We start from the raw sequence: 21,030 nt of genomic DNA, 5'->3' as shown, positions 1-21,030 counted from the left end.
GTACCAACAAGGCTATTCGGCGGCGGTCTGTTCCCCGCCTGCATCCGGCGCCGGGTCGGATGCTTCGGTGTTCTCAGATGCGTCTTCGGATTTTGGCGCGTCCGACTTGGGTTTGCGCGACCGGTTTCCAGGCGCGCGGGACCGCGAACGGCTGGTTGGTTTCTTTGGCGCGCTTTCGGGCGTTTCCACCAAACCGCTATCGTGATCACCGGACGCCTCGATCACGTCAGGCTGAGGTGCATCACCAGGATCCTTGGATGCCTCATCCGGGGCGGCATTGCTTTCGCGTTCCTGGCGCTCAGCACGCTCGCGATCGCGTTCGGCCTGCCGTTCGCGGTTCTGACGCTCTTGCTCTTCGCGACGGGCCTCTTGCTCGCGCTGAGCTTCGGCCAACAGTCGCGTGTAGTGCTCGGCATGTTGGGCAAAGTTTTCAGCCGCAACGCGGTCGCCAGACAACTGCGCATCGCGGGTCAGTTGATTGTACTTGTCGATGATTTGCTGCGGCGTTCCACGCACCTTGCCCTCTGGGCCAGAGCTATCGAACACCCGGTTCACGACGTTGCCGACAGACCGGTTGTTGTTATTGCGGTTCTTGGACCGCGAACGCGACTTCGATGATCTCATTAAATCTAGTCCAGCCTGTTTTCTTGGCTCATGATGTGACCGGCTTGCGGTGGCGTGGTCACTTATCTTTGGTGGGCGTCGCGCGGCGAGCAGGCTCAGCCCTGCGGACGCGCAATGTTTGGCATGTCACATGCCCTGCCGCAACATGATTCGACCCTTTGCAACCAATTTACGCGCGAATTGGCCGCTTCTGCGGGTTTTGGGCCACCAAAACCCGCGGTCGCCCGTCCAGATCAGTCTTGCAGGTCACATCACCCCACCCTGCCGCCATTGCGATTTCTTGAATATCGGGCCACTGGCCTGCCCCGAATTCAGCCATCACAACACCCCCGTCTGAAAGATAATCGGACGCCTGCGAAAGGATAACCCGGTACGGGGTCAATCCATCGGCCCCATCTGTCAGCGCCATCGTAGGCTCGTGATCGCGCACCTCTGGCATCAAGTCGGGCAAATCATCCGCAGGAATGTAAGGCGGGTTCGAGACAATCAGATCGTGAGTGCCTGTCACCGCGCTAAACCAATCAGAAGTCTCAAGGCACAACCGGTCCGTCACGTCATGACGTTCGGCATTGGTCGAAGCTATGGCAAGTGCCGCCGCAGACAGATCAACAGCCATCCCTGTCACCTGCGGTCGTTCCGCCAGAAGCGTGATCGCAATACATCCGCTGCCTGTGCCAAGATCCAGCACCGAGTTGAACGGCACCTCAAGCGCCGCAGCAATAAGCGTCTCCGTTTCAGGCCGCGGATCGAGAACATCGGGGGTCACGCGAAACATCCGCCCCCAGAACGCGCGTTGACCAAGAATATGAGAAACGGGTTCGCCATTAATCCGGCGCGCCACGTGATCGCGAAACCGGGCATGGATGTCATCAGGCAACGCGTCATGCGCCATCAACGTCAGCCGACCAACGTCACAACCAATAGCCCCTGCCATCAGGAGCCGCGCTTCTCGCATGTCTCCTAGCTCAGCTGCCCCATACCGCAACGCAGCGGCGATGGTCATCCTTCCATCTCGGCCAGTTGCCGCGCCTGAGTTTCGGCCTGCAGAGCATCGATGATTTCGTTCAGATCGCCCTGCATCACGGCGTCCAGCTTGTAGAGCGTGAGATTGATGCGGTGATCGGTCATCCGTCCTTGCGGGAAATTATAGGTGCGGATGCGTTCCGACCGGTCGCCCGATCCGACCTGTGCTTTGCGATCTGCCGAGCGTTCGCCATCGATCCTCTGCCGTTCCATGTCGTATAGCCGGGTTTTAAGAACCTGCATCGCAATCTCGCGGTTACGGTGCTGCGATTTCTCGGAACTCGTCACGACGATCCCGCTGGGAATGTGCGTGATCCGCACAGCCGAGTCGGTGGTGTTGACGTGCTGTCCCCCGGCCCCAGACGCGCGCATCGTGTCGATGCGCAGATCGTTCGGCGCAATCTGGATATCCACGTCCTCGGCTTCGGGCAGCACGGCGACGGTGGCCGCGGATGTATGGATTCGTCCGCCACTTTCGGTGGTTGGCACACGCTGAACGCGATGGACGCCGGACTCATACTTTAATCGCGCAAAGACGCCCTCGCCCTGAACATGGGCGGTCACCTCTTTGATCCCGCCAAGCTCGGTCGCCTGTTCTTCGATGATCTCGAATTTCCAGCCCTGCGTTTCTGCGTAGCGTTGATACATGCGCAGCAGATCACCGGCGAACAAGGAGGCCTCGTCCCCGCCTGTACCTGGACGGATTTCGATCATGGCCGGACGCGCGTCTGCGGCATCCTTGGGCAACAGAGCAATGCGCAGTTCCTGTTCAATCTCAGGCAGCTTGGACCGCAGGACAGGCAATTCCTCTTCTGCCAACTCTTTCATGTCCGGATCATCAAGCATGGCCTCAGCCTCGGCCAAATCAGATTGCACCTGCTCATAGGCGCGTATTTGATCCACCACGGGGCGCAGGTCTGAGTATTCCTTGGCCAGCACCGCAATGTCACCTTCCCCGGTGGCCATCTGGGCCTCCAGAAACTCAAAGCGTTGAGTGATTTGCAGCAATGTATCCTGAGGTACCATGCCACAGGGGCTTGGGCGAACTCTGAGCTTTGGTCAAGAGGGCGAAATGTGGTATCTTAGATCCATGCGTTATCTTCTTCCTCTTCTTCTGATCGCGTCTCAGACCAGTGCCGAAGGAAAGACGGTGGACTGTTATTGCACCGATAGGTCCGGGAGCCGCGTGGAACTGGGACAAACCATCTGCATGTTCGTCGATGGCAAATCCTTTATGGCCCAATGCCAGATGTCACTGAACAACCCGATGTGGCGCAGGCTGCAAGACGGCTGTCTCAGCAGTGACGCGACGCCGACTGAGCCAAGTCTTCTGGACAGGCTAGAGGCGCTCAAGCCAGCCTAGGATGCGCGCCCGGTTCGCGCCAAGATCGGACTTTCCGTAGACCAAATTGGCGTAGAGATGGAGATTTCCGTCCTCGACCCAAACGGTATTGATGTCAGGAAAGGCCCAAAGCCGCGACCGCGTTTCGTAAATCATGGGAAGGTTGTCCGGCCCACCAGAGCGACGCATCACGCGCGGTCCGTTCATGATGACCTGATCCAATTTCACCAGTACATCCTCTGGCAACTCAGCCAACGTGCGCACGGCATAGAACCCGCCGGCCGACGGATAGTCGCCCGGCAACGCGGCAGCAGGCCTTGGGCCAGCGGCGGTGTCGGCCACTGGTGTGAAACGTACATAGGCCATTGCCGCCAACACGAGCAGCACGAACAGGATCAAAACAGTCATCATCAGCTTCATGTCTAGCGATATGGGACCCCGGGCAGGATCGACAACATCTCGAACATCAGATTTGCGCCGACCAACGCCGTGTTGCCAGAAGGGTCATAAGGCGGTGAAACCTCTACCAAATCGACACCGACGATATTCAGACCCCGCAACCCGCGAATGAACTCCATCGCCTGCCAGGTCGTCAGTCCACCGATCTCGGGCGTGCCCGTTCCGGGTGCAAAGGACGGATCAAGGCTGTCGATATCGTAGGTGATATAGGTCGGATGGTCTCCGATCTGTTCACGGATCTTCTCGGCCAAGGGGCCCAGAGGTTTGTGCCAGATGTCTGGTGCGAGGGTCATGTTGAAACCCCATCCCGCTGCCTCGGTGAAATCCTCTGCTGTGTAGCCGGTGCCGCGCAAACCGACCTGAAACACCTTGTCTGCAACGATAAGACTTTCCTCGTAGGCGCGCCGGAATACCGTCCCGTGCGTCTCACGTTCGCCAAACATCTCGTCGTTGACGTCTGCATGCGCATCGACATGAACAAGGGCAACAGGCCCGTGCTTTTTGGCAATTGCGCGCAGCACAGGCAGCGTCAGCGTGTGATCGCCGCCCAGTGTCGCGGGAATGACGCCATGCTTCAGAACCTGATCGTAAGTCTCTGTAATAATGCGAATACTATCAGAGAGTGAGAAGGTGTTGATCGCCACATCGCCCAAATCAGCCATTTGCAACCCATCAAACGGCGCCGCGCCCGTCTGAATGTTGTAGGGTCTGATCATCGCGCTTTCTTGGCGAAGCTGTTTCGGTCCAAAGCGTGTGCCAGAGCGCCAGCTTGTCCCGATATCCAACGGAATGCCCAGAAACGCGACGTCGAGACCTTGGGCTGTCTCGGCCTCGGGCAACCGCATAAAGGTCTGTGGTCCGGCAAACCGGGCCAGATCATTTCCACTGATCGGTTGGTTAGGCATTGGCTTTTTTCCTGAGGTTCCAACAGTATAGGCACATAAGCTCCATCGCCACCTGCGATCCCGCCACCGCCGTTGCGCCTGTGGTATCAAACGGCGGCGACACCTCAACGACGTCACACCCAACGACATTAATGCCACGCAATGCCCGCAACATGGCAAGCGCCTGCGCGGAACTGAGCCCTCCGGCAACGGGTGTTCCTGTTCCAGGCGCAAAAGCTGGGTCAAGGCAGTCAATGTCAAAGGTTAGGTAAACCGGGTTATCTCCCAGAATTTCTTTGATTTTCTTCACCGCTTCTTTCCACCCGTCGTGGACCTCGGGTGCATCAATCACGTTCATGCCCATGAAATCCTCGACAACCGTTCGGATGCCGACCTGCACCGAACGTTCCGGTACGATCAAACCCTCTTTGACCGCTTTGTAGAACATCGTGCCATGGTCTATCCGGTCAAAGTCATCATCGACCCAAAGATCACTATGCGCATCGAACTGAAGCAGGGACATTGGCCCGAACTTTTCGGCATAAGCCCTTAGGATTGGATAGGAAATGTAGTGATCCCCGCCAAGGACGAGCGAGCCTGCGCCCGCCGCGAGAATACCGCGAATATGGTCCGTCAGTGCCTTTGGAAATTCGCTGGTCTTGGCATAGTCGAATGCCAAGTCGCCATAGTCAGCCACGTTGAAATCCGTCAGCGGGTCAATGTCCCATCCGTATGGCGGATCACAGGGTTGCAAGGTGGACGCCTCGCGTATCGCGCGCGGGCCAAAACGTGTTCCAGTCCGGTGGGTCACAGCCTGATCGAATGGCACGCCCGTCACGGCAAGATCGACCCCGGTCAAATCCTTCGTATAGGTGCGCCGCATGAAAGACAGCACTCCACCGAAAGCGTTCTCAAACGAATGCCCGCGATAGCCATCGCGCGTCAGCGCATTGTCCACATCATTTGCCGCATCTTTTAATGCCATCAGCCCAACCTCACACCTTCTCGGACCAAACCATCCGCCGCATCCATGATCGCCGCACCCAGTGTGTCAACGATGAAACCAGCCTGATCTTCGGTCAGGATCAAGGGCGGTGACATCACGTTCAAATGGCCGATGGGCCTGACCAAGAGGCCTCGCGCCTCGGCAGCGTCGGACACGCGTTTGCCGATATCCAATTCATCAGGCAGCAAGGCCTTGGTTTCTTTGTCAGCTACATTCTCGACACACGCAATCAGCGCCTCGCCCCGCACATTGCCCACGGTCGGCAGGTCAATCAGACCTGCCATGCCCTCTTGCAGAACCGCACCGACCTTGATCGCGTTCTCCAGCAGCCCTTCTTGCTCGATAATCTGCAAATTCTTGAGCGCAGCCGCGCAGGCCACAGGATGGCCCGAATATGTGAAGCCCGACGTGTACCACTGGGGCTTCGCCGTCAGCGTGTCCCAGATTTCTTCGGAAAACAGCATTGCGCCAATCGGCTGATAGCCCGACGACAAACCTTTCGCGCAGCAAATGATGTCGGGCCGCACGCCATAGCGGGTCTCGGATGCAAACATATGACCCAGACGGCCAAAAGCAGTCACAACCTCGTCGGCAACAAAGAGAATACCGTGCCTTTGACACACCTCCCACATCGCCTTCAGATAGCCCTCTGGCGGTACAAGCACCCCGCCAGACGCCTGAATAGGCTCTGCAAAAAACGCCGCGATCTTCTCTGCGCCCACCTCGGCAATCTTGGCCTCGAACTCGGCGACAAGCTCCTCGACCGTCACATTATCCCTATAGACATAAGGCGCGCTCAGGTGGTGGATCGTTTCGGTTTCATAGGCAAATTCCGGCGCGCGGTCGCCGTTGCGCAAGCCCAGAGACATGCTGATGAACGTCGAACCGTGATAGGAGTGCTGCCGCGCGACCATGTGGGTTCGCCCTTTGAAGCCGCGCGCAGCCTGCACAAAACAGGCCATCCGGTACGCGCTATCGATGGCAGTCGAGCCGCCGGTCGTGAAATGCACGTGATTGATGCCCGTGGGTGCCAGATGCGCCAGCCGCGCTGCCAGCTCGGCTGCCGGATCGTTGGTCATGTCCACAAAGGTGGATGAAAACGCCAGTTTCTCGGCCTGCGCTGCAATGGCCTGTGCCATGTCCTTGCGACCCAAGCCGACATTGGTGCACCAAAGCCCGCCCACGGCATCCAGATACTGCGTGCCCTGTGCATCCCAAAGATAGCAGCCTTCGCCACGCGACACGACCATGGGCGGCGTGTCCGCCCCGGTGAACTGCCAGGGATGCAACGCATGGGCGAAATCCATCTGCGCCAGATCATTCATGCCGCGGTCTCCATATCTGCGCCCAACGGCGCGGCCCGTTCCACGACGCGGGCGAAAAACGACGCACCAACTGGGGCGATCTCATCGTTGAAGTCATAGGCCGGGTGATGCAATCCGGCGCTCTCGCCCTGCCCTATGAACAGGTAAGCGCCGGGTCGTGCTTCGAGCATGAAGCTGAAATCCTCTGCCCCCATTTCCCGTCCCATGTCATCGTCCACCGTGGCGCTGATCTCCCGTGCGACCTCGGCGGCAAATGCCGCGCGCCCTGCATCATTTACCGTCGCCGGATAACCACGCTCATATGTCAGGTCGGCGGTCAGGCCATGTGCAGCCGCCGTGCCTTCAACAATCTCGCGCATGCGTTTTTCGACCATGTCCTGCACGGACTTGTCAAAGGTCCGGACCGTCGCGCAGATATAGGCGCTTTCCGGGACGATATTGTCGGCGCTGCCCGCATGGATTTGCGTGACTGACACCACAAGATCATCCAGCGCATAGTGATTGCGGCTAACGATCGTCTGCATCGCCTGCACCATCGCCACAGCCGCAACGATCGGATCCTTGGTGGTATGGGGTAGCGCTGCGTGTCCACCAACACCTTTGACCGTCACATGAACCGTATCTACCGCCGCCATAATCGGCCCGGCTTTCGTGTAAAACCCGCCGGGCTCAAACCCGGGCGCGTTGTGCAGCGCATAGACCTGTTCGATGCCGAAACGCTCCATCAATCCGTCTTCGACCATGACACCGGCGCCGCCCCCATTTTCCTCGGCAGGCTGAAAGATCAGCACAACCTGCCCGGCGAAATTCCGCGTTTCGGCAAGGTAACGCGCTGCCCCCAGCAACATTGTTGTATGCCCATCATGGCCACAGGCATGCATGGCACCAGCACGCGTACTGGCCCAATCCGCGCCCGTGGTCTCTTCCATCGGGAGCGCATCCATATCTGCCCGCAACCCAATGACAGGTCCTGCACCCCTCCCATTGATCACCGCAATCACGCCGCTGGTCGCGATGCCGGTGTGAATATCGGTGATCCCGAACTCCTTTAGGCGCGCGACCACAAACTCTGCCGTGTCGTGACACGCAAAGCCAAGCTCCGGATGTTGATGCAGATGCCGCCGCCAAAGGGTCATGTCCTCGGCAAACTCTGCTATCCGGTTGACGATGGGCATGGGCTATCCTCCTATCACCACCGAACCATGCCAAAACGAGGGCCGCAATGGACAAAAATGAGCTGGTCTTTGACCCCAAGGGCGGCATGCCTCGGCTTTTGGAAATCATGCGCCGCCTGCGCGACCCCGAAACCGGCTGCCCATGGGACATCGAACAGACGTTTCAGACCATCGCCCCCTACACAATCGAGGAGGCCTATGAGGTCGCGGACGCCATCGAACGGGAGGCCTGGGACGAGTTGGAAGGCGAATTGGGCGATCTTCTGTTGCAAACCGTCTATCACGCCGCAATCGGAGAAGAACGGGATCTGTTCACCTTTGCCTCAATCGCGGACAAGATCAGCGACAAGATGGTCGCTCGCCACCCCCATGTCTTTGGAAATGAAAGCCGCGACAAAACTGCTGAACAACAGGTTGCGGACTGGGAAACGATCAAGGCCGCTGAACGCGCAGGCCAAGCCCAAAAAGGGACGCTCGATGGTGTGGCTCTTGGCCTACCGGCCTTACTGCGTGCGCTCAAATTGCAAAAACGTGCCGCGCGTGTCGGGTTTGACTGGACCGATCCCGAGGATGTTCTGGACAAGCTTACCGAAGAAACACGTGAACTGATCGCGGCGCGCGAAACAACGGATGCAGATGCCATTCAGGACGAATTCGGCGACCTGCTTTTTGTGATGGTCAATATCAGTAGGCATCTGGGCGTTGACCCCGAAGCAGCCCTGCGTGGGACCAACGCCAAATTCACACGCCGTTTTGAGTACATCGAAGCCGCCTTGGCCAAGCGCGGGTCAAGCCCAGAGGATGCAAGTCTTGAAGACATGGATGCACTTTGGAACGAAGCCAAAGCCGCCGAGCGCTAACCTCATCCATTCGTCTTTCTGAAAGGCGCGAGAGGCGGCTACACTCAGCGATCAAGGGCAGCCCAAGCTGCCGCAAGGCGAGCCGGGCCGGACCAGCGGCAGAAATCCATGCAAGCGCTAGACATTTGTCGCCACGCGCCTCACTTACTCCTCATGACACGCAAGATCATCATCGACACCGATCCCGGCCAAGACGATGCCGTCGCGATTTGCCTCGCACTGGCCTCCCCTGAATTAGAGGTCTTGGGCATCACCACCGTCGCCGGGAACGTACCGCTTGACCTGACGACGCGGAACGCCCGCGTGACCTGCGAACTCGCTGGGCGACCTGACATACAAATCTACGCAGGCTGTGACCGCCCCATCGCGCGTGATCTGCGCACTGCCGAACATGTTCATGGGCAAACCGGTCTCGATGGTGCCGACCTGCCCGAGCCTGCAATGCCCGTGCAGGAAAAGCACGGCGTTGATTTCATTATCGAAACCTGCCGGGCCGCAGAGCCGAATTCCGTTACCTTGTGCCCGCTCGGCCCGCTGACCAACATTGCTTCGGCACTCATCCAAGACCCCGAGATCGCAGAGGGCATTCAGGAAATTGTCCTGATGGGAGGGGCCTATTTCGAGGTTGGCAACATCACGCCTGCTGCAGAATTCAACATCTTTGTTGACCCAGAGGCCGCCGCACATGTCTTTGGATCAGGGATCAAGCTTACGGTCGCCTCGCTTGATCTTACGCACAAGATGCTGACGTCACAGGACTGGATCGCCGGTTTGCGCGCGCTGAAGACACCCGTGGGCGACGCCATCGCTGGTTGGACAGACTTCTTTGAACGCTTCGATACCGCAAAATACGGCACCAAGGGCGCGCCCTTGCATGACCCTTGTGTCATCGCGCACCTGCTTGATCCCACCCTGTTCAGCGGGCGCACCATCAATGTCGAGATTGAGGTCGCATCACCTCTGACGCGCGGCATGACAGTCGCAGACTGGTGGGGTGTCACCGATCGTGCGCCCAACGCGCTGTTCCTTGGAGATGGTGACCGCGACCGGTTCTTTGACCTTCTGACGACGCGACTGGCCACCCTATGACCGCCATACACAAGGCCACGCCAGAGGACGCGCCGCGTATTCTGCCGCTCATGGCATCATTCCACGCAGAAGAAGGAACAGAGGCAGACGACGCACATCGCCACAACGCGCTCATGCCTCTATTGGACGGCTCCCATTTGGGCGAAGTTTTTATCATCGGACCTCGGATCGCACCGATTGGCTACGTGGTCATCACCTATGGCTGGTCCATTGAATTCGGCGGCAAGGACGCCTTTGTCGACGAAGTCTATCTTCGGCCAAAGGTGCGCGGTCGCGGTTTGGGTTCAGAGGTGCTTCTCGCCGTTGGGCGCTACCTCGCCGAGGCACAGATCACGGCGGTCCATCTAGAAGTCGACCATGACAACACGACGGCCATCGCCATGTATGAAAAGACCGGTTTCCAAATGCGGGGCCGCTATGGCCTGATGACACGCAGGCTCACATGACCCAAATCGCGTTTGACAATTCCTACGCGCGGCTCCCGTCTGCGTTTTACACCAAACTCCCTGCGACTCCGGTACGCGAACCGACGTTACGTGCATGGAACGCGGACCTTGCCGAGCAGCTCGGCCTGCCTGACATGGACATGGCCGAACGGGCCGCGATCTTTGGTGGCAATGACGTGCCTGACGGTGCAGAGCCTCTCGCAGCCCTTTATGCAGGCCACCAATTCGGCAACTGGAACCCGCAACTGGGCGACGGACGCGCCATTTTGCTTGGCGAAATTCTGGACCAAGATGGCGGACGCTGGGACATCCAACTCAAAGGGTCTGGCCCGACGCCCTATTCCCGGGCAGGCGATGGGCGCAATTGGGTCGGCCCCGCGCTGCGCGAATACCTCGTGTCCGAGGCGATGGCGGCTCTTGGCATTCCGACGACACGCGCGCTTGCCCTTGTGACCACCGGAGAGACTGTTTTGCGTGAGGCCCCCTTGCCCGGAGCCATCGTCACACGCGTTGCAAGCAGCCATATCCGCGTTGGGACATTTCAGGTCTTTGCCGCACGGGGTCAGATCGACGACCTGCGCACACTGGCGGACCATGTCATGGATCGCCATTACCCCACGGCAAACGACATTCCAGACCTCCTGCGCCAAGTCGTTCAGGCTCAGGCCGAACTGATCGCGCAGTGGATGTCTGTCGGCTTTATTCATGGCGTCATGAACACAGACAATGCGCATGTGGCGGGCGACACGATTGATTACGGCCCTTGTGCATTCATGGATGACTACCATCCGGCGCGCGTGTTTTCGTCGATCGATCACGGCGGCCGGTACGCCTATGCCAATCAACCCAATATCGGCGCATGGAACATGGCGCAATTTGCGACCGCACTGCTGCCGCTGATGCCGGACCGTGACGCTGCGATTGAGGATTTCACAGCCATCGTCAATGGATTTGCCGATGCCTACCAAACCGCATGGCGGCAGAGGTTTGGCGCAAAGATCGGGCTTGGCGCACTGGATGATGCTGGAGTTGATCATCTCGGTGCTCTATTGAGCTTGATGACAAACGATGGCGCGGATTTCACCAATACTTTCAATTCACTGAGCGACGATCCTGATACTCAGAAGGTTTTCCAAAGCGAAGATGGCAAAGAGTGGCTAACCACGTGGCGCGGCCTGAACCCAGACTTGGACAAGATGTCGGTAGCCAACCCTCAGGTCATTCCCCGCAACCATTTGGTCGAAGCTGCCATTCAAGCCGCAGTTTCGGAAAATTGGTCTGCTTTCAATGACCTGAACCACGTTCTTTCACGCCCATTCGAACGACCGCAGGATGACACATACACGCGGCCACCCGAACCGGACGAAGTGGTGCATCAAACCTTCTGCGGCACCTGACGGCGATTGATCAGCACCAATCCCAGAACCACAAAACCAAGCGCAAGCAAAAGGTTCGGGCCAACCTCTTCACCTAAAATCATCGCCCCAAGGGCGACGCTGAAAACGGGTGAGAGAAAGCTGAATGATGCGACGCTTGTGGCGGGATAGATCTTGAGCAACCAAAACCAGAACAAAAATCCGAAAGACGCGATACACAGTATCTGAAAGCTCAAAACAGCCCAGTGAACAAACTCAAGCTCTCTGACAAACGGGCCAAAGAACAGGGCAGCGAACATTAAAACCGGAATTGAGCCCAGCACCTGCCAGAACAGCTGGACCTCTGGTGGCAGATCACGGGCCTTGCTACCCTTCACAATCAATAAGATGGCCGCCCAACCCGTTGACGCGCCCAACGCGGCAAGATCACCTGCAAGGCTGCCGGAGGCGTCGTTTGTCCCGTCCCAAATGGCCAGGGTCACACCCGCAAATGCCGCAACCAACCCAAGGATTTTCTGCCGTGAGATATGCTCTCGCAACAGGAAATGGGCGCCGAGCGTCGCCCAGAACGGCATAGAATAGAAGATGACGCTTGCCCGTGAGACGCTCGTCAAATCCAGCGCTGTAAACAACAGAATGAATTCGCCGCCGAACACCGCGCCCATCAGCGCCGCGATGGGCCATAGGTCCCGTGAAATGGCAATCGGGATGCGTCGAAACCGCGTCCAGACAGCCAACACAATCGCTGCCCCAACCGACCGCAATCCCGCCATGAAGACCGGTTGAAACCCATCCCCGCCAACTGCGATGGCCACTTGGTTGAACGCCAGCAACAGCGCGAACGCCACAAGCGAGATGATGCCAAAGGTATCAAGGCTGTCTTTTGATTGCATCATTCCCCCGTGCAGAAAGCACGCGTCGAAGTCAATTGTCAGCGAACCTATTCCAGCCGAACTGGGGTTGAGCGCATCTGCCCCACCCGCTATCCACGCAGGACACTCATTCCATGAGCCTTAGACACTAGGCGCCGACCCTATGACCGACACCATCATTCAGCGCTGCGAAACCAAAGGCCTGCGGATGACAGGTCAGCGGCGTGTCATTGCCAAGGTTCTGCAAGAATCCGACGATCATCCCGATGTCGAACAGCTTTATGCACGCGCCGCCGAAATCGACGCGGGCATTTCCCTGGCGACGGTCTACAGAACGGTCAAATTGTTTGAAGAGGCCGGAATACTTGAGAAACTGGAGTTCGGCGACGGGCGCGCGCGCTACGAAGACGCTGACCGCGACCACCACGACCACCTGATTGATTTGTCCACCGGGGAAGTCATCGAATTCGTCGATCTAGAGATAGAGGCGCTTCAGGAAAAGATCGCAGAGCGTCTGGGCTATACGCTCAAAGGGCACAGGCTGGAGCTTTATGGTACGCCTGCCAAAAAATCCTGAGAGAGCCCATCTCGGCCATTTGGAAACCACATGACTCCTAATTTGCGCGGCGCAGCGTTGATGACGTTGGCCATGGCGCTCTTTGCGCTCGAAGACATGATGATCAAGATCATGGCAGGCGATTGGCCCATTGGGCAAATCGTGCTGGCACTTGGCATCGGCGGCACCCCGGTCTTTGCGGTGATGGCATGGCGACAAGGCCATTCGCTATGGCACCGCGACCTTGTCAGCGCACCGGTTATTCTGCGCAACGTGGCCGAGCTGATCGGCACGTTTGGTTTTGTGACGGCCATCGCACTGATCCCATTGTCCACAGCGTCAGCTATCCTGCAATCGGCTCCTTTGGTGGTGACGGTCGGCGCCGCGCTCTTTTTGGGTGAACAGGTCGGATGGCGTCGTTGGACGGCGATTCTGATCGGGCTCTTTGGCGTTCTGTTGATTATCCGACCGGGCATGCAGGGGTTTGACCCCCTCGCTCTCTGGGCCGTAGTCGGCATGTTGGGCTTGGCGGCGCGCGACGTGATCGTCCGAAAGGTCCCCGCGCGCGTTCATACGCTTCAGCTTGCCTTCCTTGGATTTGCGACGCTCATCCCCACCGGACTGCTTCTTTTGCTGGCGGGCGGCACGCCTTTGCGCCCGGCTGCATCGGACACGGCGATTTATGCATTGATCGCCATCGTTCTCGGCGTCTGCGCCTACTACGCTATTCTGATTGCCACCCGGATCGGCGAAGTCAGCTTTGTGACGCCGTTCCGCTATACACGCATGGTCTTTGCACTGATCATCGGTGTCCTGATTTTCGGAGAACGGCCTGACTTGCTGATGTTGATCGGGTCCGCCATCGTCATCGCCTCGGGCATATACACACTGTGGCGGGAAGGACGGCACAGAAACCGTTAGCGCAAACAATTTTTATCATGGTGGTCGCTAACACTCTTTTGGACCCGCCTGCGCCCTGCTATAGCGCCGCCAAATACCGCATTTGGAAAGGCCGCTGCCATGAGCACGATCATTGATATCTTTGCCCGCGAAATCCTCGATAGCCGGGGCAACCCAACGGTTGAAGTGGACGTGACAATGGAAGACGGAACCATGGGCCGCGCCGCCGTGCCATCGGGCGCGTCGACCGGTGCTTATGAGGCGGTTGAAAAGCGCGACGGCGACAAGTCGCGCTACCTTGGCAAAGGCGTGCTGGAAGCCGTCGCCGCCGTAAACGGCGAAATTGCCGAAGAACTGGTTGGCATGGACGCCACGGAACAGGTCGCCATCGACGAGGCGATGATCGAACTGGACGGCACTCCGAACAAAGGCCGCCTTGGCGCGAACGCGATCCTCGGCGTGTCGATGGCCGTGGCCAAGGCAGCCGCTGATTATTGCGAACAGCCGCTTTACCGCTACATCGGGGGCACTTCGGCACGCACCCTGCCGGTCCCGATGATGAATATCATCAACGGCGGCGAACACGCCGACAACCCAATCGATATTCAGGAATTCATGATCATGCCGGTCTCGGCCACCTCGATCCGCGAGGCGATCCGCATGGGTTCCGAGGTGTTCCACACGTTGAAAAAAGAGCTTTCTGCCGCAGGCCATAACACAGGCATCGGTGACGAAGGCGGCTTTGCCCCCAACCTGCAATCCACCCGCGAAGCGCTGGATTTCATCCTGACCTCGATAAAGGCGGCAGGCTATGAGCCGGGCAAGGATATCTACCTCGCCCTCGATTGCGCGGCGACAGAATACTACAAGGACGGCGCTTATGTTTTGTCCGGCGAAGGCAAGACGCTGACCTCCGAAGAGAACGTTGCCTATCTGGAAGCGCTCGCGAACGACTATCCGATCATCTCGATCGAAGACGGCATGAGCGAAGATGACTGGGACGGCTGGAAGGCCCTGACTGACGCGATCGGGGACCGCGTGCAACTGGTTGGCGACGACCTGTTCGTCACCAACCCGGAACGTCTGGCGACCGGTATCCAGAAAGGCTCGGCCAACTCCATGCTGGTCAAAGTCAACCAGATCGGGTCTCTGACCGAGACATTGAAAGCCGTCGACATGGCCCACCGCGCGCGCATGACCAATGTCATGTCGCACCGTTCGGGCGAAACCGAAGATGCGACGATTGCCGACCTCGCAGTCGCGACCAACTGTGGTCAAATCAAAACCGGCTCGCTGTCACGCTCGGACCGACTGGCAAAATACAACCAGTTGATCCGCATCGAAGAGGCGCTGGGTGAAACCGCAGTTTATGCGGGCACCTCGATCCTGCGTGGCTAGGCCCAGTTGGGCGAACCCCGCCCATTCTTCTTGCTGAAATAACTTCCGCCGGAGGCATCCGGCGGTTGCACCGCTTGCTGACGCTGGCCATTGTGCGAACATGCTTCGCATCATTCGCCCCCAATCAGAAATACACCTGAACGCGGTTCGGCAGCTTTGCTGGGACTACAGGAGTTTTCTCTTGGGGCTGGACACTGATGAAAGTTGGGTCTGCCAGAAATACTACCCAACAGACGACTACCAGGACCTCATGAACAGGCTTGATCAGGTTCATGCACCGCCCGGCGGGGGTATTCGGCTTGCTCTGCTAGGCGATCAGCCGGTCGGCTGCGGAATGTTTCACACGCTGTCACCCGGAGTGGTCGAAATCAAACGGGTCTACCTCTCTCCTGAGACGCGCGGCACTGGCGCCGGGCGTCAAATCATGGAGACCCTGATCGCCGATTGCCGCGCCACAGGCGCGCACAAGGTTCACCTCGACACCGGGCGCAACCTGAGACAAGCCATAAACCTATACGAGAAACTCGGCTTCAAACGGTGTGGTCCCTATCAGGACATCCCCGAGGATGCTCGGGACACAATTGTATTTTTCGAGATGCTGCTGTGATCGAGGCTCTGATTTTCGACGTCTTTGGCACGTGTGTGGATTGGCGCAACTCGGTCGCGCGCGATGTTTCCGAATGCTTCCCCCAGATTGATGCGCTTGCCTTCGCGGATCATTGGCGTGGCCTTTACCAACCGGCGATGGAAACCATTCGGAGCGGCTCCCGCGATTACGTCAAGCTTGATGAATTGCATCTGATGAACCTGCGCGCGACCTGCGAGGCGTTCAGTGTCACGCCACGCAATGAAACCGAATTGAACCGTGCGTGGGAACGTCTTGACCCATGGTCTGATGTCGTTCCGGGCCTGACGATGATCAAACGGAGCCACATCATCGCGCCCTGTTCCAACGGCTCGATTGGCCTGATGACGCGGTTGGCCAAATACGGCGGCTTACCTTGGGATGCGATCGTTGGTGCTGACATCGCAAAGGATTACAAGCCCAAGCCCATAACTTACCTCGCCTCTTGCGACGCCCTGCAATGCCGCCCAGAACGTGTGGTTATGGTCGCAGCCCACAATGATGATCTCGCGGCAGCACGCTCAGCGGGTCTCAAGACCGCATTTGTCTCCCGCCCGACGGAACATGGCACAAATCAGATGACCGATCTTGAGCCCTCGGAAGTCTGGGATTTCATCGCCACCGATTTCATCGACCTTGCGAGGCAACTGGCATGACCGCAGAAGACATTATCGCCCATCTGGGTCTGCAACCGCATCCCGAAGGTGGCCATTACCGGCAGACCTGGGTCGATGACACATCCAAGAAACGCGCAACTGGCACCTGCATCTACTTCCTGCTCAAGGCGGGTGAGAGCAGCCATTGGCACCGAGTCGATGCCGTTGAAATCTGGCACTACTACGCGGGCGCGCCGCTGATCCTGTCGATGTCGGCAACCGACGACGGGCCAGTCCGTGATGTGACGCTTGGGCCTGACCTGGCAGCGGGTCAATACCCCCAAGGGATCGTGCCCAAGGACCATTGGCAAGCCGCGCGCACGACCGGCGAATGGACGCTCGTCGGCTGCACCGTGTCTCCGGGGTTTCAATTCGAAGGCTTCACGTTGGCCGAACCCGGATTTGACATCCCGCGCTAGAGCGGTTCGATGTCGCCCTCGGCACGCTGCGCGTGGAAAAGTGCCTCCCATGCCTCAAACGTGCCTGCGGCGATCGCCTCGCGCATACCCTGCATGATCTCTTGGAAGTAGTGCAGGTTGTGCCATGTCAGCAGCATGCCACTGATCATTTCCTGCGATTTGAACACGTGGTGCAGATAGGCACGCGAATAGTTGCGGCAGGCCGGGCATGTGCAATCCTCGTCCAGCGGACGCGGATCATCCTGATGGCGGGCGTTCTTGATGTTCACGACACCCCGGCGCGTAAACACCTGCCCCGTGCGACCAGAGCGTGACGGCAGCACGCAATCCATCATGTCGATCCCGCGTTTCACGGCGCCCACAATGTCATCTGGCTTGCCGACACCCATCAGGTATCGAGGTTTGTCGACAGGCAGTTGCTCTGGCGCATAGTCCAGACAGCCAAACATGGCCTCCTGTCCCTCACCCACGGCGAGGCCGCCGACCGCGTATCCATCAAACTCAATGGCGCGCAGGGCCTCGGCGCTTTCGCCGCGCAGGTCCTCTTCAAGCCCGCCTTGCTGGATACCGAAAAGCGCGTGGCCCGGTCGATCGCCAAACGCATCGCGCGACCGCTGGGCCCACCGCATCGACAAACGCATGCTTTCGGCGATCCGATCCCGATCTGCGGGCAGCGCCGGGCATTCGTCAAAACACATGACGATGTCAGACCCCAACAGCCGCTGAATTTCCATTGACCGCTCTGGTGTCAGCTCATGTTTGGACCCGTCGATGTGGCTTTTGAAGGTGACGCCTTTCTCGGTCAGCTTTCGTAGTCCAGCGAGGCTCATCACCTGAAACCCACCGCTGTCAGTCAGGATGGGACGGTCCCAATTCATGAACTTGTGCAAGCCCCCCAGCCGGTCAATCCGTTCAGCGGTCGGTCGCAACATCAGGTGATAGGTGTTGCCCAACAGGATGTCCGCACCCGTCGCGCGCACACTCTCCGGCATCATGGCCTTGACCGTTGCTGCCGTACCCACAGGCATAAACGCAGGGGTGCGGATCTCGCCTCTTGGCGTACTGATCACACCGGTCCGCGCGCGGCCATCAGTGGCCTTCAGTTCAAACGAAAATCTCTCCATCTGCTCCACCTAATCCGTCCCTTGAACGGGGACCATGGAAAAAACCGAAATTCATCCGGTTCAAAATGGCGGCTTTGCGCGTTAGCTTTCTAACGACCGAGGGAGACCATCATGACCGAAGAACAAAACGACCCAATCCGGCTTGGATGGGAAGAATGGCTTGCGCTGCCTGATCTGGGTCTTCCGGCTATCCGAGCCAAGATTGATACCGGCGCCAAGACGTCGGCTCTTCATGCGTTTGATATCGAACAATTCGGACCGGCGAGCAAACCCAAGGTTCGCTTCGGTGTTCACCCCGTCCCCGGCAACCGCGACCTGACGATCACCTGTTCCGCACCCGTCGTCGACCGCCGCGAAGTCACCAGTTCAAACGGTGAAACGGAGTTGCGTTATGTCATCGAAACACCCGTTTCGGTCGGAGGAAAACGCTGGCCTATTGAAGTGACGCTCACAGATCGCGGGGGCATGGCGAACAGAATGCTTTTGGGACGTCAAGCGCTTACAGAGGACACGCTGGTTCAGCCTTCTGACAGGTTCTTGCAAGAGGAACTCTCATACGACCTTTATACCGCGCGCAAGCTCAAGACGGCAGTCCCAGCCCGGTCACTTCGTATTTGCGTGTTGTCCCGCGAACCCAATAGCTATTCGACGAAACGGCTTGTGATCGAAGGCGAAACGCGCGGACATACCGTCGAGGTTATCGACACAACACGTTGTTATATGGCGATAAACTCCAAAGCACCCGAAGTGTATTATGATGGCGCGCGGCTTCCCCGCTTTGATGCCGTGATCCCCCGGATCGGCGCGTCGATCACACCCTATGGCACGGCCATCCTACGCCAGTTCGAAACGCTGGGCACCTATTGCGTGAACGGGTCCGAAGGTATTACCGCCAGCCGAGACAAGCTTCATGCCCATCAGGTTCTTGCACGCCACGGCATTGGGATGCCTGTGACCGCATTTGCCGCATCGCCCAAGGACACCGAAAACCTGATGAGCCTTGTCAGCTCTGCCCCTCTGATCGTGAAGCTTTTGGAAAGCACCCAAGGCAAGGGCGTCGTGCTGGCCGAAACGAAAAAGGCCGCTCAGTCCGTCATTGATGCCTTCCGGGGTCTGAAGGCCAACTTCTTGGTCCAGCAATTCGTTAAAGAGGCCGCCGGAGAGGATATTCGCTGCCTTGTGATCGCAGGCAAGGTTGTGGCCGCGATGAAACGGACGGCGGCAGGTGACGATTTTCGATCCAACCTCCATCGAGGAGGATCAGCGACGCTTGCCAAACTGTCGAAAGAGGAACGCGCCGCTGCAGTCAAAGCTGCCAAGGCGTTCAAGCTTGGTATCGCGGGTGTTGATCTCCTGCGCGGGGCCGAGGGCCCAAAACTGCTCGAGGTGAACTCGTCGCCCGGTCTTGAAGGTATCGAAAAGGCAACCGGCAAGAATATCGCCGGTTTGCTTTTTGACGAAATCGAAACCCGTGTTCGGCCAGCCCCGCTTCGTAAGAGCCGCGCGAAAGCCTAAGCTTCCAGAGCCTTGATCATGTCGACGCGGGTGGCGTGGCGGCCACCTTCGAACTCTGTGCTCAAAAAGGCGTCCACGATTTCGAGCGCAAGGCCCTCCCCCAGCACGCGCGCGCCGAGCGATATCATGTTGGCGTCATTGTGCGCGCGGATCATCTTGGCCGAAAACGTGTCGCTACACACACCGCACCGAATACCGGGGACTTTGTTTGCGGCCATCATGATGCCCTGCCCGGTGCCGCACAGAACAATACCCAAAGCGCACTCACCCGAGGCCACCATCCGGGCCGCTTCTGCGCCGCGATCAGGGTAATGCGTGCTCTCTGGCGTGGTCGGGCCGATATCAACAGCCTCCCAACCCTGTGCCTGAATGTGTCCTGCAACCGCCTGCCGCAGCTCAATGGCTGCGTGGTCGCTGGACAAAACGATGCGTTTGGAAGCTGACATGGCTGATCGCTCACTCTGGTCTGCGGAATTGCCGCGCTTGGACCAGTTGATCTACGGCGCGTCAAGCCCTGCACTATCTGGGGTGACCTGCGTGAAACAGAAGCACCCTACGCCCTGTCAGCCGCTCTTGCCCTTTACGCTTCCGCGCCCCTTCCTTATATCCTGACTAACCCCGTCGGAAAACAGGACATGACATGACCGACTCCAATACCAACGCCCCGACAGACGGCCCTATGGAAGGTGCGCCTCTGATCGCGCCCTCGTCCGTGGATCACCCGCTGCACGAGCCCATCGTCGAGGCGATCCGCACAGTGTATGACCCTGAAATTCCAGTGAATATCTATGATCTGGGCTTGGTCTACACGGTCGATATCAATACCGAAAACGAGGTCAAAGTCATCATGACCCTGACGGCTCCCGGCTGTCCGGTGGCCGGTGAGATGCCCGGTTGGGTGGCCGACGCTGTTGAACCTTTGCCCGGTGTCAAACAGGTCGACGTTGAACTGACATGGGAACCACCCTGGGGGATGGACATGATGTCCGACGAAGCCCGGCTTGAGCTTGGCTTCATGTAATGGCGGTCACGGACGAAGACATTGCCTTTGTCTATGATCTGTTCTCAGACATTCCGGGCCTGACCCATCGCAAGATGATGGGCGGGCTCAGCCTTTATTCAGAGGGTCAGATATTTGCGATCCTGAGTTCCGAAGGAACCGTCTACGTCAAAGCCGAGAGCGCTTTGGCAGAGGCATTGCATGACGAAGGGTCCGTGATCTTCGAGATGACCCGGAAGGACGGCAGCATTGCCTCCATGGGCTACTGGACGCTTCCAGAGTCTGCGCTTGATGACCCCGAAGCCGCTGCGGAATGGGGTCGCAGGGCAATAGACGCCCAACGATAGGCTTCCCCC

The 21,030-nt window shown here is 58.4% G+C and carries 25 protein-coding genes; 14 read left to right on the top strand and 11 right to left on the bottom strand.

The features are described from left to right. Positions 1 to 12: 12 nt before the first annotated feature. The 3 genes from FE702_RS02535 to prfA all read right to left on the bottom strand — a co-directional run bounded on the left by FE702_RS02535 (position 13) and on the right by prfA (position 2,673). Positions 13 to 624 (bottom strand): DUF4167 domain-containing protein, encoded by a 612-nt coding sequence (locus FE702_RS02535; RefSeq protein WP_147124642.1) that lies wholly within the window; start codon positions 622 to 624, stop codon positions 13 to 15. 169 nt (positions 625 to 793) lie between these two features. After that, on the bottom strand, positions 794 to 1,627 hold the full coding sequence (gene prmC / locus FE702_RS02530; protein ID WP_147124641.1) for a peptide chain release factor N(5)-glutamine methyltransferase: 834 nt from the start codon (positions 1,625 to 1,627) through the stop codon (positions 794 to 796). Beyond that, positions 1,624 to 2,673: a peptide chain release factor 1 gene (gene prfA, locus FE702_RS02525; RefSeq protein ID WP_147124640.1), complete on the bottom strand. Its 1,050-nt coding sequence runs from the start codon at positions 2,671 to 2,673 to the stop codon at positions 1,624 to 1,626. The genes prmC and prfA overlap by 4 nt, the downstream gene beginning before the upstream one ends. 64 nt (positions 2,674 to 2,737) lie before the next feature. On the opposite strand from prfA, the gene FE702_RS02520 reads away from it, so the two are divergent. Further along, a complete protein-coding gene (locus tag FE702_RS02520) occupies positions 2,738 to 3,010 on the top strand; it encodes a hypothetical protein (RefSeq protein WP_147124639.1) in 273 nt (90 codons plus the stop codon). On the opposite strand, the gene FE702_RS02515 is transcribed toward FE702_RS02520, so the two are convergent. From FE702_RS02515 to FE702_RS02495, 5 genes are read right to left on the bottom strand one after another with little or no spacing between them, the layout of a single operon-like run. Next, positions 2,987 to 3,409: a DUF1499 domain-containing protein gene (locus FE702_RS02515; RefSeq protein ID WP_147124638.1), complete on the bottom strand. Its 423-nt coding sequence runs from the start codon at positions 3,407 to 3,409 to the stop codon at positions 2,987 to 2,989. The genes FE702_RS02520 and FE702_RS02515 overlap by 24 nt on opposite strands. A gap of 2 nt (positions 3,410 to 3,411) precedes the next feature. Continuing rightward, a complete protein-coding gene (speB, locus tag FE702_RS02510; protein ID WP_147124637.1) occupies positions 3,412 to 4,353 on the bottom strand; it encodes an agmatinase in 942 nt (313 codons plus the stop codon). Next, positions 4,346 to 5,317, bottom strand: coding sequence for an agmatinase (gene speB / locus FE702_RS02505; protein WP_147124636.1), 972 nt, complete (start codon positions 5,315 to 5,317; stop codon positions 4,346 to 4,348). Before speB (FE702_RS02505) ends, speB (FE702_RS02510) begins: the two co-directional genes overlap by 8 nt. After that, complete coding sequence (locus FE702_RS02500) at positions 5,317 to 6,663, bottom strand: aminotransferase class III-fold pyridoxal phosphate-dependent enzyme (protein ID WP_147124635.1); 1,347 nt, start codon at positions 6,661 to 6,663, stop codon at positions 5,317 to 5,319. Before FE702_RS02500 ends, speB (FE702_RS02505) begins: the two co-directional genes overlap by 1 nt. Then, entirely contained in the window at positions 6,660 to 7,838 is a 1,179-nt protein-coding gene (locus FE702_RS02495) for a M20 aminoacylase family protein (RefSeq protein ID WP_147124634.1), read from the bottom strand. The genes FE702_RS02500 and FE702_RS02495 overlap by 4 nt, the downstream gene beginning before the upstream one ends. Positions 7,839 to 7,885: 47 nt before the next feature. On the opposite strand from FE702_RS02495, the gene mazG reads away from it, so the two are divergent. The 4 genes from mazG (at position 7,886) to FE702_RS02475 (ending at position 11,630) form a co-directional block, all read left to right on the top strand. Beyond that, the gene (gene mazG, locus FE702_RS02490) at positions 7,886 to 8,698 is read left to right on the top strand and encodes a nucleoside triphosphate pyrophosphohydrolase (protein ID WP_147124633.1); all 813 of its coding nucleotides are present in this window, start codon (positions 7,886 to 7,888) and stop codon (positions 8,696 to 8,698) included. Between the two features lie 153 nt (positions 8,699 to 8,851). After that, entirely contained in the window at positions 8,852 to 9,787 is a 936-nt protein-coding gene (locus FE702_RS02485) for a nucleoside hydrolase (protein ID WP_147124632.1), read from the top strand. After that, a complete protein-coding gene (locus FE702_RS02480) occupies positions 9,784 to 10,233 on the top strand; it encodes a GNAT family N-acetyltransferase (RefSeq protein ID WP_147124631.1) in 450 nt (149 codons plus the stop codon). Before FE702_RS02485 ends, FE702_RS02480 begins: the two co-directional genes overlap by 4 nt. Next, a complete protein-coding gene (locus tag FE702_RS02475; RefSeq protein WP_147124630.1) occupies positions 10,230 to 11,630 on the top strand; it encodes a protein adenylyltransferase SelO in 1,401 nt (466 codons plus the stop codon). The genes FE702_RS02480 and FE702_RS02475 overlap by 4 nt, the downstream gene beginning before the upstream one ends. On the opposite strand, the gene FE702_RS02470 is transcribed toward FE702_RS02475, so the two are convergent. After that, entirely contained in the window at positions 11,609 to 12,502 is an 894-nt protein-coding gene (locus FE702_RS02470) for a DMT family transporter (protein ID WP_147124833.1), read from the bottom strand. The genes FE702_RS02475 and FE702_RS02470 overlap by 22 nt on opposite strands. 142 nt (positions 12,503 to 12,644) lie before the next feature. Here FE702_RS02470 and FE702_RS02465 point away from each other — a divergent pair, with 142 nt between their 5' ends. The 6 genes from FE702_RS02465 (at position 12,645) to FE702_RS02440 (ending at position 17,035) form a co-directional block, all read left to right on the top strand. After that, on the top strand, positions 12,645 to 13,058 hold the full coding sequence (locus FE702_RS02465; RefSeq protein WP_147124629.1) for a Fur family transcriptional regulator: 414 nt from the start codon (positions 12,645 to 12,647) through the stop codon (positions 13,056 to 13,058). Positions 13,059 to 13,088: 30 nt separating this feature from the next. Beyond that, a complete protein-coding gene (locus FE702_RS02460) occupies positions 13,089 to 13,958 on the top strand; it encodes a DMT family transporter (protein WP_147124628.1) in 870 nt (289 codons plus the stop codon). 99 nt (positions 13,959 to 14,057) lie between these two features. Beyond that, a complete protein-coding gene (gene eno, locus FE702_RS02455; RefSeq protein ID WP_147124627.1) occupies positions 14,058 to 15,335 on the top strand; it encodes a phosphopyruvate hydratase in 1,278 nt (425 codons plus the stop codon). Between the two features lie 100 nt (positions 15,336 to 15,435). Further along, positions 15,436 to 15,942 (top strand): GNAT family N-acetyltransferase, encoded by a 507-nt coding sequence (locus FE702_RS02450; protein WP_147124626.1) that lies wholly within the window; start codon positions 15,436 to 15,438, stop codon positions 15,940 to 15,942. Further along, positions 15,939 to 16,616 carry a haloacid dehalogenase type II gene (locus tag FE702_RS02445; RefSeq protein ID WP_255449559.1) on the top strand — a complete coding sequence of 226 codons (678 nt, stop codon included), beginning with the start codon at positions 15,939 to 15,941 and terminating at the stop codon, positions 16,614 to 16,616. The genes FE702_RS02450 and FE702_RS02445 overlap by 4 nt, the downstream gene beginning before the upstream one ends. Beyond that, positions 16,613 to 17,035 carry a cupin domain-containing protein gene (locus tag FE702_RS02440; RefSeq protein WP_147124625.1) on the top strand — a complete coding sequence of 141 codons (423 nt, stop codon included), beginning with the start codon at positions 16,613 to 16,615 and terminating at the stop codon, positions 17,033 to 17,035. The genes FE702_RS02445 and FE702_RS02440 overlap by 4 nt, the downstream gene beginning before the upstream one ends. Here FE702_RS02440 and tgt read toward each other — a convergent pair. Continuing rightward, a complete protein-coding gene (tgt, locus tag FE702_RS02435; protein ID WP_147124624.1) occupies positions 17,032 to 18,159 on the bottom strand; it encodes a tRNA guanosine(34) transglycosylase Tgt in 1,128 nt (375 codons plus the stop codon). The genes FE702_RS02440 and tgt overlap by 4 nt on opposite strands. A 111-nt stretch (positions 18,160 to 18,270) precedes the next feature. Between tgt and rimK the strand changes: the two genes are divergently transcribed. Next, complete coding sequence (rimK, locus tag FE702_RS02430) at positions 18,271 to 19,674, top strand: 30S ribosomal protein S6--L-glutamate ligase (protein ID WP_147124623.1); 1,404 nt, start codon at positions 18,271 to 18,273, stop codon at positions 19,672 to 19,674. On the opposite strand, the gene rpiB is transcribed toward rimK, so the two are convergent. Then, a complete protein-coding gene (gene rpiB / locus FE702_RS02425) occupies positions 19,671 to 20,120 on the bottom strand; it encodes a ribose 5-phosphate isomerase B (protein ID WP_147124622.1) in 450 nt (149 codons plus the stop codon). The two genes, rimK and rpiB, sit on opposite strands and share 4 nt — an antisense overlap. Positions 20,121 to 20,314: 194 nt before the next feature. On the opposite strand from rpiB, the gene FE702_RS02420 reads away from it, so the two are divergent. Together FE702_RS02420 and FE702_RS02415 are read left to right on the top strand one after the other, a co-directional pair. Further along, complete coding sequence (locus tag FE702_RS02420) at positions 20,315 to 20,695, top strand: SUF system Fe-S cluster assembly protein (RefSeq protein WP_147124621.1); 381 nt, start codon at positions 20,315 to 20,317, stop codon at positions 20,693 to 20,695. Further along, complete coding sequence (locus FE702_RS02415; RefSeq protein ID WP_147124620.1) at positions 20,695 to 21,021, top strand: TfoX/Sxy family protein; 327 nt, start codon at positions 20,695 to 20,697, stop codon at positions 21,019 to 21,021. Before FE702_RS02420 ends, FE702_RS02415 begins: the two co-directional genes overlap by 1 nt. Positions 21,022 to 21,030 lie beyond the last annotated feature (9 nt).

It is taken from the genome of Shimia ponticola, from assembly GCF_007995215.1.
GTDB lineage: Bacteria > Pseudomonadota > Alphaproteobacteria > Rhodobacterales > Rhodobacteraceae > Shimia_B > Shimia_B ponticola.
The sequence above is the reverse complement of the archived record's forward strand: the minus strand, read 5'-3'. Positions and strand labels throughout refer to the sequence as shown.

Coding starts and splice junctions, on each gene's coding strand:
- FE702_RS02480 (WP_147124631.1), top strand. CDS start 9,784: ATGACCGCCATACACAAGGCCACGCCAGAGGACGCGCCGCGTATTCTG.
- FE702_RS02415 (WP_147124620.1), top strand. CDS start 20,695: ATGGCGGTCACGGACGAAGACATTGCCTTTGTCTATGATCTGTTCTCA.
- FE702_RS02440 (WP_147124625.1), top strand. CDS start 16,613: ATGACCGCAGAAGACATTATCGCCCATCTGGGTCTGCAACCGCATCCC.
- rpiB (WP_147124622.1), bottom strand. CDS start 20,120: ATGTCAGCTTCCAAACGCATCGTTTTGTCCAGCGACCACGCAGCCATT.
- rimK (WP_147124623.1), top strand. CDS start 18,271: ATGACCGAAGAACAAAACGACCCAATCCGGCTTGGATGGGAAGAATGG.
- FE702_RS02450 (WP_147124626.1), top strand. CDS start 15,436: ATGCTTCGCATCATTCGCCCCCAATCAGAAATACACCTGAACGCGGTT.
- FE702_RS02485 (WP_147124632.1), top strand. CDS start 8,852: ATGACACGCAAGATCATCATCGACACCGATCCCGGCCAAGACGATGCC.
- FE702_RS02535 (WP_147124642.1), bottom strand. CDS start 624: ATGAGATCATCGAAGTCGCGTTCGCGGTCCAAGAACCGCAATAACAAC.
- FE702_RS02515 (WP_147124638.1), bottom strand. CDS start 3,409: ATGAAGCTGATGATGACTGTTTTGATCCTGTTCGTGCTGCTCGTGTTG.
- speB (WP_147124636.1), bottom strand. CDS start 5,317: ATGGCATTAAAAGATGCGGCAAATGATGTGGACAATGCGCTGACGCGC.
- tgt (WP_147124624.1), bottom strand. CDS start 18,159: ATGGAGAGATTTTCGTTTGAACTGAAGGCCACTGATGGCCGCGCGCGG.
- FE702_RS02500 (WP_147124635.1), bottom strand. CDS start 6,663: ATGAATGATCTGGCGCAGATGGATTTCGCCCATGCGTTGCATCCCTGG.
- FE702_RS02520 (WP_147124639.1), top strand. CDS start 2,738: ATGCGTTATCTTCTTCCTCTTCTTCTGATCGCGTCTCAGACCAGTGCC.
- mazG (WP_147124633.1), top strand. CDS start 7,886: ATGGACAAAAATGAGCTGGTCTTTGACCCCAAGGGCGGCATGCCTCGG.
- FE702_RS02460 (WP_147124628.1), top strand. CDS start 13,089: ATGACTCCTAATTTGCGCGGCGCAGCGTTGATGACGTTGGCCATGGCG.
- FE702_RS02465 (WP_147124629.1), top strand. CDS start 12,645: ATGACCGACACCATCATTCAGCGCTGCGAAACCAAAGGCCTGCGGATG.
- FE702_RS02495 (WP_147124634.1), bottom strand. CDS start 7,838: ATGCCCATCGTCAACCGGATAGCAGAGTTTGCCGAGGACATGACCCTT.
- eno (WP_147124627.1), top strand. CDS start 14,058: ATGAGCACGATCATTGATATCTTTGCCCGCGAAATCCTCGATAGCCGG.
- FE702_RS02475 (WP_147124630.1), top strand. CDS start 10,230: ATGACCCAAATCGCGTTTGACAATTCCTACGCGCGGCTCCCGTCTGCG.
- FE702_RS02420 (WP_147124621.1), top strand. CDS start 20,315: ATGACCGACTCCAATACCAACGCCCCGACAGACGGCCCTATGGAAGGT.
- FE702_RS02470 (WP_147124833.1), bottom strand. CDS start 12,502: ATGCAATCAAAAGACAGCCTTGATACCTTTGGCATCATCTCGCTTGTG.
- prmC (WP_147124641.1), bottom strand. CDS start 1,627: ATGACCATCGCCGCTGCGTTGCGGTATGGGGCAGCTGAGCTAGGAGAC.
- speB (WP_147124637.1), bottom strand. CDS start 4,353: ATGCCTAACCAACCGATCAGTGGAAATGATCTGGCCCGGTTTGCCGGA.
- prfA (WP_147124640.1), bottom strand. CDS start 2,673: ATGGTACCTCAGGATACATTGCTGCAAATCACTCAACGCTTTGAGTTT.